This window comes from Streptomyces sp. NPDC044061 (assembly GCF_056434305.1).
The window spans coordinates 100,875-113,036 of record NZ_JBWKFL010000019.1 but is presented as its reverse complement, the minus strand read 5'-3'; the positions used below and the strand labels follow the sequence as shown (position 1 = coordinate 113,036).

Below are 12,162 nucleotides of genomic sequence, written 5' to 3'. Positions count from 1 at the left end.
CTGCGCGCGCGTCAGCGCCCGTACTTGCGCTCCCGGTAGGCGCGCCAGCGTTCCATCATCCGGGCCACGTCCTTCTCGACGAACTCGAAGAAGTCCAGGGTCTCGGCCAGTCTGCGTCCGGCCGGTGTGTCGGCGCCCAGGCCGGACACGCCCTCGCGCAGGGCGTCCTCCCAGCGCTTGATGATCGCCTCGCGGCTGGTGAGCGCCTCGTACCACTGGTCGCTGTGCACCCGGTACCGCTCCCGGCGCGAGCCGGGTTCCCGCTCCCGTGACACCAGGTGGACCTGGGCGAGGTAGCGCACCGCGCCGGAGACCGCCGCCGGGCTGATCCGCAGCTGTTCGCCCAGCTCGGCGGAGGTCAGGGTGCCGGTGTCGGAGGCGAGCAGGGCGGCGAAGACCCGGGCCGGCATGCGCGGCACCCCCGCCTCGACGAGCTGTGCCGCGAAGTGCTCCACGAACCGCGAGACCGCCTCGGGGTCCCTGTCTGTACTCGACTCCGTCATGCCCTCACCCTAACCGGCGTTCATACGCTTCCTTAACTTCACAAATTTCTGAAAGAAGCGTACGTTCGCAACCATGACGAAGGCAATCACGGTCTCCGGACTCCACAAGTCCTTCGGCCGTACCCACGCGCTGGACGGCCTCGACCTGGACGTCGAGGCCGGTGAGGTGCACGGCTTCCTCGGCCCCAACGGCTCCGGCAAGTCCACCACCATCCGGATCCTGCTGGGCCTGCTGCGCGCCGACTCGGGAGCCGCGCAGGTGCTGGGCCGCGACCCGTGGACGGACGCGGTGGAGGCGCACCGCCGGATCGCCTACGTCCCCGGCGACGTGACGCTGTGGCGCAACCTCTCCGGCGGAGAGGTCATCGACCTGTACGGCCGGCTGCGCGGGGGCCTCGACAGCGGACGGCGCGCGGAGCTGATCGACCGCTTCGAACTGGACCCCACGAAGAAGGGGCGCACCTACTCCAAGGGCAACCGGCAGAAGGTGGCCCTGGTCGCCGCCTTCGCCTCGGACGTGGACCTGCTGATCCTGGACGAGCCGACCTCGGGCCTCGACCCGCTGATGGAGGAGGTCTTCCAGCGCTGCGTCGAGGAGGAACGGGACCGGGGCCGCACCGTCCTGCTCTCCTCCCACATCCTCAGCGAGGTGGAGCAGCTGTGCGACCGGGTCAGCATCATCCGCAAGGGACGCACGGTCGAGAGCGGATCGCTGGCCGACCTGCGCCATCTCACCCGTACCAGCGTGACCGCAGAACTGGCCGGGGCGCCCAACGGGTTGGCCCGCCTGCCGGGCGTGCACGACCTCGACGTCCGGGGCCGCAGGGTGCGGCTCCAGGTCGACACCGACCAACTGGACGCCGTACTACGGCAGTTGAGCGAGTCGGGGGTGCGCTCGCTGACCTCGACCCCGCCGACCCTGGAGGAGCTGTTCCTGCGGCACTACCAGGACGAGGTGGCGCGATGACGACCCTCGCGGTACGGACTTCCGGCGGCTCCCGCCCACTGGCCGGCACCGGCACCCTGCTGCGCTTCGCCCTGCGCCGCGACCGGGTGCTGATCCCGGTGTGGGTCGCGGTGAACGCGCTGATGGTCCTCTCCATGCCGAACACGCTGAGGAACCTCTACGGCACCCCGGCCGAACGCGCCGACCTGCTGCACCAGGTGGCGGCCAACGCCTCCTTCCGGGCCCTGATCGGCCCGGTGTTCGACACCTCGCTCGGCGCGCTGACGGCATGGCGCGTCGGGGTGTACGCGGGCGCGCTGGCGGCCGTCATGGGCCTGCTCGTCGTCGTACGGCACACCCGGGACGAGGAGGAGAGCGGCCGCCAGGAGCTGGTGGCGTCCGGAATGGTGGGGCGCCGGGCCTCCCTCACGGCGGCTCTGCTGGCGGCGGCGGTCGCCTGCGCCCTGCTCGCCCTGCTGATCACGGCGGGCCTGTCCGCCCAGGGGGCCAGGGGCGCGCTGTCCTTCGGGCTCGGGCTCGCGGCGGTCGGCATGGTCTTCGCCACGATGGCGGCGATCGTCGCCCAGCTGACGGAGAGCGCGCGCCTGGCGCGGGGCCTGACGGCGGCGGTGCTGGGCGCCGCGTTCGTCCTGCGCGCGGCCGGCGACTCCGCGAGGGATGGGGGCACCTCCCGGGCCTTGGGCACTGGGGGAGGCTCCTCGGTCCTGACCTGGCTGTCGCCGCTCGGCTGGCTGGAGAACCTGCGGCCCTTCGCCGGGGAGCGCTGGTGGGTGCTGCTGCTGTTCGCGGCGGCGGTGGCCGCACAGGCCGCGGTGGCGTACGCGCTCGCCGGCCGCCGGGACGTGGGCATGGGCTTCCTGCCCACCCGCCCGGGGCCTCCCGCCGGCCGCCTCGGCACCGCGGGCGCGCTGGCCCGGCGGCTCCAGCGGGGCGGCGTGCTCGGCTGGTCGATCGGGTTCTTCCTCGCGGGCGTCGTCTACGGCGGGCTCACTCAGGGGGCGGCCGACCTGGTCCGCGACAACGACAACGCGCGGCGGATCGTCGAGCGGATGGGCGGGCAGAGCGGTCTCACGGACGCGTTCCTCGCCTCGATGATCGGCATGCTCGGCCTGATCGCGTCCCTTTACGTCGTGGCCTCGGTGCTGCGCCTGCACGGCGAGGAGACGTCGGGTCGCGCCGAACCCGTGCTGGCGTGCGCGGTGGGACGCCTGCGCTGGGCGGCGAGCCACCTGACGATCGCCTTCGGCGGCTCGGCCCTGATCATGCTGCTGGCCGGTCTGGGCTTCGCCGTCGGCTACGGCAGGCAGGTCGCCCCGGTCCTCGGCGCCTGCCTGGTGCAGCTCCCGGCGGTGTGGGTGATCGGCGGCGTGGCACTGCTGCTGTACGGGGCCGCACCCCGGCTCGCATCGGCCGCCTGGGGCATCGCGGTGGCCGTCCTGCTGATCGGCTGGGTGGGCCCGGCCCTGGACGCGCCGCAACTCGTCCTGGACCTCTCCCCGTTCGGCCACCTGCCGAAGCTGCCGGGCGGGGGGATGCGGTGGGAGCCGGTGCTGATCCTCACGGGGCTGGCGGCGCTGCCGGCCGGGGCCGGGCTGGCGAGCCTGCGGCACCGGGACCTGACCACCTGAGGCAGGGCGGTGCCGTGGCCGCCGGTCACACCTCCACGCTGAGCCCCTCCAGCCCCCGGATCACGAAGTTCGGCCTGCGCTTCGGCTCCGCCGCCAGGGCCAGCGTCGGGGCCTGCTCCAGCAGCGCCGTCATGGAGGCCGCCAGTTCGATGCGGGCCAGGGGGGCGCCGATGCAGTAGTGGATGCCCGCGCTGAAGGAGATGTGCGGGTTGTCCGCGCGGGTCAGGTCCAGCCGCTCGGGGTCGGCGAAGACGTCCGGGTCGTGGTTGGCGGAGCCGAAGAGCATGGCGATCTCCGAGCCCTTCGGGATCGTCGTGCCGTCGATCTCGATGTCGTCCAGGACCCAGCGCTCGAAGAGCTGGAGCGGGGTGTCGTAGCGCATCAGCTCCTCGACCGCGGACGGGACCAGGGAGTGGTCCGCACGCAGGGCCGCCAGCCCGCCGGGGTTGCGGAACAGCGCCCACCAGCCGTTCACCGTCGCGTTGACCGTGGCCTCGTGTCCGGCGTTGAGCAGGAGGACGGCCGTGGAGATCATCTCCTGCTCCGTCAGGCGGTCGCCCTCGTCGTGCGCCGCGATCAGGCCCGACATCAGGTCGTCGCCCGGCTCCTTGCGGCGCGCGGCGATCAGTTCGCGCAGGTAGTCGGAGAACTCGACCGAGGCCCGCACCGCCCTGTGCGCCGTCTCCTCGGACGGGTTCAGCTCGTACATCCCGCAGATGTCCGCCGACCAGGGCCTGAGCGGGGCCCGGTCGGACTCGGGGATGCCCAGCATCTCGGCGATCACGGCCACCGGCAGCGGCTCGGCCACGTCCGTCAGCAGGTCACCGCCGCCCGCCGCGACCAGGGCGGACACCAGGTCGTTCGCCAGGTTCCGGACGTACGGCTTCAGCGCCTCCACCGTGCGCGGGGTGAACGCCTTCGACACCAGTCGCCGGATCCGGGTGTGGTCCGGCGGCTCCAGGTCGAGCATCCCGTGGTCGTTGAGGGTGTGGAACGGCTCGTGCTCCGGCGGGGGCGCGGTCCGGCCGAAGTCCTCGTGCGTGTACCGGTGCCGGTAGGTACGACCGAGCCGGCGATCCCTCAGCAGCGCGGAGACGTCCGCGTGGTGCGGGACGAGCCACTGGTCCGTCGGCTCGTACCGGATCACCCGGCCGCGTGCCCGCAGCTCGGCGTAGGCCGGATACGGGTCGGCGAGGAACGCCGGGTCCCAGGGGTCGAAAGCGAGGTCCGAAGCAGCTGCCATGGACGGACGCTAGCCCGGCTCACCCCGGCGTGACCAGCCTCGCCTCGTACGCGAACACCGCCGCCTGGGTCCGGTCCCTCAGGCCCAGTTTCACCAGGATGCGGCTGACATGTGTCTTGATCGTCGACTCCGCCACCACCAGGCGCTCGGCGATCTCGGCGTTGGACAGGCCCTGGGCGATCAGGACCAGTACCTCCGTCTCGCGTTCCGTCAGCTCCCCGTACGCCGCCTGTGCCGACGGCATCAGGCGCGGCGTCTGCGACAGCCGGGAGAACTCCGTGATCAGCCGGCGGGTCACCGAGGGCGCGAGCAGCGCCTCCCCGGAGGCCACCACCCGTACCCCGTCGGCGAGCTGGCGGGCCGAGGCGTCCTTCAGCAGGAAGCCGGAGGCTCCCGCCCGCAGCGCCTGGTACACGTACTCGTCCAGGTCGAACGTGGTCAGCACCAGCACCTTCGCCGCCGCGTCCGCGGCCACGATCTCCCGGGTCGCCTCGATGCCGTTCAGCTCCGGCATGCGGATGTCCATCAGGACGACGTCCGGGGACAGTTCACGGACCCGGTCGACCGCCTCCCGGCCGTTGACGGCCTCGCCGACGACCTCGATGTCCGGCATCGCGTTCAGCAGGACCGAGAAGCCCTCGCGCACCATCATCTGGTCGTCCGCGATCAGTACGCGGATCGTCATGCCCCACCCTCGCTCGCGGTGTCGTCCGCCGGCACCGGCAGGAACACCGTCACCTCGTACCCTCCCTCGGCCGTCGGCGCCGCCGTCATCTCACCGCTCAGCATGGAGACCCGCTCGCGCATACCGGTGATGCCGTGCCCGGCGCCGGGCGAGGGCTTCAGCAGGGCCGACGCGGGCGGCGGCCCGTTGACTATGCGCAGGCCCAGGCCGCCCAGGACGTACCCGATCTCGACCCGCGCGCCCGCACCCGGAGCGTGCCGCAGGCTGTTGCTCAGCGCCTCCTGCACGATCCGGTACGCCGACAGCTCGACGCCCTGCGGCAGTTCGCGCACCGCGCCGGTCACCACCTTCTCCACCTCCAGGCCGGCCTCCCGCACATTGGCGAGCAGCCGGTCCAGGTCGGCGAGGGTGGGCTGCGGGGCGTCCGGCGCCTCGTAGTCCTCCGCGCGGACGACCCCGAGAACCCGGCGCAGCTCGGTCAGGGCCGCCACCGCGTTCTCCCGGATGGTGGCGAACGCCTTCTCCAGCTCCGGCGGCGGGTTCTCCACCCGGTAGGGCGCGGCCTCGGCCTGGATGGCGACCACCGACATGTGGTGGGCGACCACGTCGTGCAGCTCGCGGGCGATGGTCGTGCGCTCCTCCAGCAGGGTGCGCCGCGAACGCTCCACCGCCGTCACCGTCTGCTGGGCGGTCACCTCCTGCTCGGCCTCGCGACGGATCTGCCGGACGGTGACGACCAGCAGGATCAGCGCGGAGAGGATCAGCATCGGGCCCACGTTGGTGGTGTAGTGGCCCCCGCCGAAGACGCTTCCGGCGAGGAAGCCGTAGACCGCGGTCACCACCCACATCCAGGCCGCCGTGCGCGGACGGGTGCGCAGCGCGACGACCGTGAGCACCACCAGATGGGACAGGAAGCTGCCCGGCAGCCACGGCCAGTCGCTCCAGCCGTCCGCGCCGCCGACGACGGCGACGGCCGTGGACGCGGCGAGCGAGAACCAGAACGCTCCCACCGGACGCGCCAGGGTCAGCAGCACCGGCCCCGCCGCCAGCAGCCCGCACAGCATCGCCGGCAGTCCGGGACTCCCCGAGCTCGCCAGGGCGAACAGCATCGCCACCAGACCGAGGCCGGCCACCACCGCGTGCGGTGCCCAGGCCGTGTACTCCCTCACGCGACCGGACCGGCGGGCGAGCCGGCCGCCGGACTCCCTGCGCGGCAGCGGGCGGTAGGCGAACGCGTCGTGGAACAGGTCCTGCCGCAGCCCGCGCAGGGCGTCCGCGGCGAGCCGGAACTCGGGGCTGCGCGGCCTCTCGGCTCCGCCCGGCGGTGTCGTCTGCGTGTGCGTCGTCTCGGTCACGTGCCACACGGTAGGGGGAGACGGGCCCCGCGGTCGTCACCAGTGAGAAGGGTCCTCCGCCGTCCTCCTCAGGTACTACGGGCGGCCGCGGTCAGTAGCCGGACGGCCGCACCAGGCCGCACTCGTAGGCGAAGACCGCCGCCTGCGTACGGTCCCTGAGGCCGAGCTTCACCAGGATCCGGCCCACATGCGTCTTCACGGTCTGCTCGGCCACCACCAGCCGCCCGGCTATCTCCGCGTTCGACAGGCCCTGCGCGATCAGTGCCAGCACCTCCGTCTCCCGCTCGGTCAGCTCGCCCACGCGCTGCTTGAGCGGGGTCCGCGGGGAGCCGTCCAGCCGGGAGAACTCGGCGATCAGCCGACGGGTGATGCCGGGGGCGAGCAGCGCGTCGCCGGCCGCCACCACCCGGACCGCCTCCGCGAGCTGGTCCGCGGAGGCGTCCTTGAGCAGGAACCCGGAGGCGCCCGCCCGCAGCGCCTCGTACACGTACTCGTCCAGGTCGAACGTGGTCAGCACCAGCACCCGGATCCCCGGGTGGTCGGCGGTGATGCGGCGGGTCGCCTCGATGCCGCCCAGCTCGGGCATCCGGATGTCCATCAGGACCACGTCCGGGGTCAGTTCGCCGACCTTCACGATCGCGTCCCTGCCGTCCACCGCCTGCCCGATCACCTCGATGTCCGGCTTGGTGTTGAGCAGCACGGTGAAGCCCTGCCGGACCATCTGCTGGTCGTCGGCGATGAGTACGCGGATGATGCCGGCGCCGCTCGTCATGGGGTCTGTTCTCCTGTCGGGGACGGATCGGTCGGGAGTTCGGACGGGGTGCCGTCCCGCGGGAGGAAGGCCGAGACCGTGAAGCCGCCGTCCGGGGTTCCGGTCGCGGTGACGTCGCCGCCGAGCATCGACGCGCGCTCGCGCATGCCGAGCAGCCCGTGTCCGGCGCCCTGGGAGGGCGGAACAGGTTGCCGCGGGCGGGAGTTGGTCACCGCGAGCCGCAGGCCGTCCCGGACGTGCGCGACCTCGACGCGCACCTCGGACCCCGGCGCGTGCCGCAGCGCGTTGCTCAGCGCCTCCTGCACGATCCGGTACGCGGACAGCTCCACCCCCGGAGCGTAGGGCCGCGCCCGGCCGGTGACGTCGGCAGTCACCTCGAGCCCCGCCGCGCGGGTGTTCTCGATCAGCGCGTCGAGCCGGCCGAGCGTGGGTTGGGGCGCGTCCGGGGCCGCCTGGCTGCCGGGATCCCCGAGCCCGTAGGGGTCCTCGGGGTTCTCCGAGCGCAGCACGCCGAGCACCCGGCGCAGCTCGGTGAGCGCCTCCAGCGCGTTCTGCCGGATGCCCGCCAGGTTCTCGATCAGCTCCCGCGACGGGTCCTCGACCAGGTGCGGGGCCACCTGTGCCTGGATGGAGATGACGGACATGTGGTGCGCGACCACGTCGTGCAGCTCGCGCGCGATACGGCTGCGCTCCTCCAACAGGGTGCGGCGGGCGCGTTCCTCGGCGGTGAGGGTGGTCTGCTCGACGAGTTCGGCGCGCGCCTCCCGGCGGCCGCGCAGGGCGATGCCGAGCACCACGACGACCGTGGACAGCACCACCGTGACGACCCCGGTGGGCTGGTAGCGCGTCCCGCCCCAGACGCCCTCCAGCAAGTAGGTGAGCAGCGCGGTCAGGGCCAGTGCCTCGACCGCGACCCGGGTGCGCACGCGCAGCGTGAGCAGCAGGAGGACGAGCAGGTGCGCGACGATGCCGGCCGCGGTCCAGGGCCAGGTGAACGTCACCCCGTCCACCATGTTCAGCCTTCCGTGGACCGCGACGGCTCCCACCACCGTCGCCGCCATGGACAGCCACCAGCCCGGGATCGGCCGCGACAGCGCGAGGACGACCGCGACGCCCTGCGCGAGCCCGATCAGGAAGGCCGCTCCCGGAGCCAGGTGCCCGTTGTCCCCGAACTGCGCCACAGAGCCGAGCGTGATCCCCAACGCGGCCAGGCACAGCAGTCCGTGCGGCAGCCAGCGCAGCCACACGGAGGCGGGCAGCGGATCCGGCCTGACGGTCCACAGGTCCTCGCGCAGCACCCGCAGCCGGCCCCGGACCCGGCCAGCGAGCACCACGAACACCCGGCGGCCCCCCGTTTCCGTCACACGGCCCACCCTAGACACGGCGGGCCGGCCGCGCAGCGTCCCCGTCCGGCGCCCGGTGCACCCGGACCACCCGTGAGCGCCCCGGCACGACGGGCGTGCCCCGGCCCGGGGTGCGGCGGCGGGTGCCCTGCTCGTGGGACCGGAACGCGGTCCAGCACGCGGCCAGCACCAGGGTGAACACCGGGAGCCAGCACAGCCGGTACGCCACCCAGGTCGGGGAGTCCGGCGGGGTGTGCAGACCCGGGAGGCGGCCGGCCAGGAGCGCGGTGGCCGTCGTGGCCATCAGGGCCGTCTGGTGCCACAGGAAGACCGTCATGGCGGAGAGGTTGACCAGGGCCACGGCCGCCCAGGCGAGCGGGCGGCGCATCGCCCGACGCAGCCGGTCGCGCAACAGCAGGGCCAGACCGCACTGGGCCAGGCCGAACGTCACGGCCGCCAGGGTCGGCGGGTTGAGGTTGGAGATCGCGGCGCCCGGGACACCGACCATCGACGCCGGGTAGCCCGCCCACAGCACGAGCGCGGCCGTGGCCGTCGTACCGCCGAGCAGCAGTACCCCGGCCGCACGGCGGGACTCCAGCTCGCCCCGGGTCCAGGCGGCGCCCAGGGTGTACGGCACCAGCCAGCCCGCCGCGAGGTTCACCCAGCCCAGCCAGGAGGGGCCGGTGTGCAGGCCGAAGCGGAGGACGTCCACGTGCAGGACGACGGCCAGCGGCCAGAGCGGGTTGAGGCGGGCGACCAGCGGGGTGGCCGCCGTCAGGGCGGCGAAGACCAGGAGGAACCACAGGGGCGACAGGGCCAGTTTGACGAGCGTGTGGAGCGTGTCGAAGGCGGTGCCGGTCAGCAGCAGGGACGTCGCCGCCACGGTCCACAGGCCGAGGAGGGCGAGGACCGGCCGGAGCAGCCGGGTCATGCGGCCGCGCAGCCATGCGCCGTACGGCACGCCCCGGGCGCGGGCCGAGTCGAGGCTCCGGGTCGCCACATGGCCGCCGACCAGGAAGAACACGGCCAGGGTCTGGAAGGCCCAGGAGATGGGGGCCAGCCACGGGAAACGCCCCAACGGGCTCGCCGTGTGCAGCGCGCCGTCGTCCGCGACCAGGGCCGTGACCAGCCAGTGCCCGAGCACCACTCCGAGGATCGCGAAGGCGCGCAGGGCGTCGACCGCGCGGTCCCGGGATGCGGGCGTGGCGGTGTCCACCCGGTGGGCACCCTGGCGTATCGCGTGCAGCGCGCGGCGCGGGGAGATCGGGGCTGGCTCAGACACGGGTCACCTCCGAGGTCTCGCCGAGGGTGATCCGGGCCAGGTTGGCGAGGGAGTCCGAGCCCGGGGTGAAGTAGCCGCTGTGGTCGGCGCCGGCCGCGTCGAAGACCCGGGCGCCGAAGCCGCGGGAGACCGGGTCGGTGCCGAAGCCGACGGTGGTGAACAGGAGGTCGGCGCGGACGTGCGGGACGTCGGCCACCCAGTCCCGGCTGCCGCGGGCCGCCCACACCCGGGCGGCCGTGCGCAGGCCGGCGACGGTGTCGGCGCCGGTGCCGGGGCTGCCGACGAGGGCGATGTCGTCGACGTCCAGGCCGGCGGCGGCACGGCCGCAGACGACCGAGCCGTAGGAATGGCAGAGGAGGGACACGCGCGCCCCGGCGGGAGCGAGGGCCCGCAATTGGCCTACGAGGCGCCTCAGTCGGGGGGCCGCGTGCTCCGCGCGGGTCGGGGTCGTCACCGTGGTGCTGACCGTCCCCGGGGTCCGGTAGCCCAGCCAGGCGACCACGGCGACGCGGGTACCGGCGGGGGCGCGGTGCGCGAGCTCCGCGTAGAGGGCCGCCGCCGCCCTGTGGAAGCGGCCGTAGGTGTCGAGGGAGGTGTCGGAGCCGGGGACGAGCACCGCCACGCGGCCGGCGCGGGTCAGGTCGCCGAGGACCTCGGTCGCAAGGCCTGGGCCCCGGCCGTCGAAGGAGAGGAGCCGGCGGGAGGGGGCGGCCAGGGCGCGGTCCGCGGCGGCGCGGTGTGCGTCGCCGTGGGCGGCGGCCATGCGGGCCGCGTCGGTGGCGTCGCCCCGGTTCGCCTCGTACGCGGCCTCCAGGGTGGAGGGGGTGAGGGGCGCGAGAACGGCGGGGGGCGGGGCCGGGATTCCGGGGCGGGCCGCGCCGGCGAGCGGGACGACTATGGCGGCGGTGAGAAGAGCCGAGAAGAGGGCCCGTAGCCCTTTGCGTACGGCTTTCGTCGTCGCTGTGCGCCCCATGGTCGACTCCCCCTCGGTCCGCCCGGCCATCGGGCTTGTCCGACAAGGAAGTTAGGAACGAGGGCAGGTCGACGGCGTCCCGCCAGGGAGCTGTCCTGCTGTGTAGCTCTCAGGTACTACGGGTATGACCGGGGGCGCCCCCTGGGGGGAACCGGGCGGGTCACCAGGCGAGCTGGGCGATCTCCTCCGCCACCACCGCGCACGCGTCCGCCGCCGGGTCGATCAGCGGGAAGTGGCCGACGTCCTCCAGCAGCGTCAGGCCCACCACCTCGCCCGCCTTCGCCGCCGCGTCCGCGTACGACTCGGCCACCGCCTGCGGTACGTCCAGGTCGCTGCGGCCCTGGACCAGGGTCGTGGCGATGCCCGTCGGGAGCAGCAGCACGGGGTCGGCGTACGGCCGGCGCTCGGCGAACTCGTCTTGGCCGCCCAGGAGTTGCATTGCCGCGTTGCCGCAGACGTCCAGCTTCTCCGCCACCGCGAAGTCCGCGATCGGGGCGAGCGCCACCACACCGCGCAGGGGGGCCGGGCCCTCGACGCGCCAGGGTGCGTCGGCGGGCAGGACGTGGCGGGCCGCGGCCCACAGGGCGAGGTGTCCGCCCGCCGAGTGGCCCGTGAGGACCGTACGGCGGGAGTCGGCCTGCGGGAGCGCCTCACGGACCAGGGCAGGCAGGGCGTCCAGGGCGGCGGCCACGTCGTCGAAGGTGTCGGGCCAGCGACCGGCGAGCGCTCCGGCGTCGGTCCCGGATCCGCCCCGTCTGTACTCGACGTTGGCCACGGCGAAGCCCCTGCGGGCCAGGTAGTCCGCGAAGGGGGTGATGTGGCGGCGGTCGTAGGGGGCGCGCCAGGCTCCGCCGTGCAGTACGACGACGAGGGGGGCGACGGCGGTGTCGGTGCGGGGGGCGTAGAAGTCGATCACCTGGTCGGGGTGGTCGCCGTATGCGGCGGTGACGTCGGGGTCGACCGCCGGGTGCGAGAAGGCCGACTCCTCTTCGGCGGCGGCGCGGGCAGCTGCGGCGTCGTCCGGCATGCTCCAACCTCTCAGCGACGATGGGGGTACCTCCCGGGCTTTCGGCACCGGGGGAGGTTTTGACGGACCAGGTGCGAATACAACGTCGGCCGTTGGCGGGGACGGTACCAGGCCGGTGACGTGCGGGGACATGGGGATGTCACGCAGGGTGAGGGTTAAACGGGCCTGTGCGGAGTTTGTCCCCGCACCCCGGGCGCGGCCGGGATGTGCGAGGGGCGGGGGGGGGGGGGGGGGCGCCCCCCCCCCCCCCCCCCCCCCCCCCCCCCACCCCCCTGTGCCTTAGAAGCGCTGGTCAGAGCGGTGTCTCCCGCGTCTCCGGCAAGATTGTTAACAAAGACGTTGACACTCTTGGGATGGGTCCTTACCGTCTAGCGCACCACGGGT

Annotated in this window: 11 protein-coding genes; 2 read left to right on the top strand and 9 right to left on the bottom strand. The window is 73.6% G+C overall.

Features of this window, described 5'->3' with window-relative positions; genetic code table 11:
- Positions 1-11: 11 nt before the first annotated feature.
- A complete protein-coding gene (locus AC07CM_RS29515; protein WP_478879489.1) occupies positions 12-503 on the bottom strand; it encodes a GbsR/MarR family transcriptional regulator in 492 nt (163 codons plus the stop codon).
- Between the two features lie 73 nt (positions 504-576).
- Here AC07CM_RS29515 and AC07CM_RS29510 point away from each other — a divergent pair, with 73 nt between their 5' ends.
- Together AC07CM_RS29510 and AC07CM_RS29505 are read left to right on the top strand one after the other, a co-directional pair.
- Positions 577-1,470 carry an ABC transporter ATP-binding protein gene (locus tag AC07CM_RS29510; protein ID WP_478879488.1) on the top strand — a complete coding sequence of 298 codons (894 nt, stop codon included), beginning with the start codon at positions 577-579 and terminating at the stop codon, positions 1,468-1,470.
- Positions 1,467-3,098: an ABC transporter permease gene (locus tag AC07CM_RS29505; RefSeq protein ID WP_478879487.1), complete on the top strand. Its 1,632-nt coding sequence runs from the start codon at positions 1,467-1,469 to the stop codon at positions 3,096-3,098. The genes AC07CM_RS29510 and AC07CM_RS29505 overlap by 4 nt, the downstream gene beginning before the upstream one ends.
- A gap of 25 nt (positions 3,099-3,123) precedes the next feature.
- Here the strand turns inward: AC07CM_RS29505 and AC07CM_RS29500 are convergent, their stop codons facing one another.
- From AC07CM_RS29500 to AC07CM_RS29465, 8 genes are all read right to left on the bottom strand, one after another.
- Complete coding sequence (locus tag AC07CM_RS29500) at positions 3,124-4,341, bottom strand: cytochrome P450 (RefSeq protein ID WP_478879486.1); 1,218 nt, start codon at positions 4,339-4,341, stop codon at positions 3,124-3,126.
- A 19-nt stretch (positions 4,342-4,360) separates the two neighbouring features.
- On the bottom strand, positions 4,361-5,026 hold the full coding sequence (locus AC07CM_RS29495) for a response regulator (protein ID WP_478879485.1): 666 nt from the start codon (positions 5,024-5,026) through the stop codon (positions 4,361-4,363).
- A complete protein-coding gene (locus tag AC07CM_RS29490; RefSeq protein WP_478879484.1) occupies positions 5,023-6,381 on the bottom strand; it encodes a sensor histidine kinase in 1,359 nt (452 codons plus the stop codon). The genes AC07CM_RS29495 and AC07CM_RS29490 overlap by 4 nt, the downstream gene beginning before the upstream one ends.
- Positions 6,382-6,472: 91 nt before the next feature.
- Positions 6,473-7,153: a response regulator gene (locus tag AC07CM_RS29485; protein WP_478879483.1), complete on the bottom strand. Its 681-nt coding sequence runs from the start codon at positions 7,151-7,153 to the stop codon at positions 6,473-6,475.
- Entirely contained in the window at positions 7,150-8,535 is a 1,386-nt protein-coding gene (locus tag AC07CM_RS29480) for a sensor histidine kinase (RefSeq protein ID WP_478879482.1), read from the bottom strand. The genes AC07CM_RS29485 and AC07CM_RS29480 overlap by 4 nt, the downstream gene beginning before the upstream one ends.
- Entirely contained in the window at positions 8,528-9,778 is a 1,251-nt protein-coding gene (locus AC07CM_RS29475) for an acyltransferase family protein (protein WP_478879481.1), read from the bottom strand. The genes AC07CM_RS29480 and AC07CM_RS29475 overlap by 8 nt, the downstream gene beginning before the upstream one ends.
- Positions 9,771-10,751, bottom strand: a complete 981-nt coding sequence (locus tag AC07CM_RS29470) for an alpha/beta hydrolase (protein ID WP_478879480.1) — start codon at positions 10,749-10,751, stop codon at positions 9,771-9,773. Before AC07CM_RS29470 ends, AC07CM_RS29475 begins: the two co-directional genes overlap by 8 nt.
- A 160-nt stretch (positions 10,752-10,911) precedes the next feature.
- A complete protein-coding gene (locus AC07CM_RS29465; RefSeq protein ID WP_478879479.1) occupies positions 10,912-11,778 on the bottom strand; it encodes an alpha/beta hydrolase in 867 nt (288 codons plus the stop codon).
- Between the last annotated feature and the right edge of the window lie 384 nt (positions 11,779-12,162).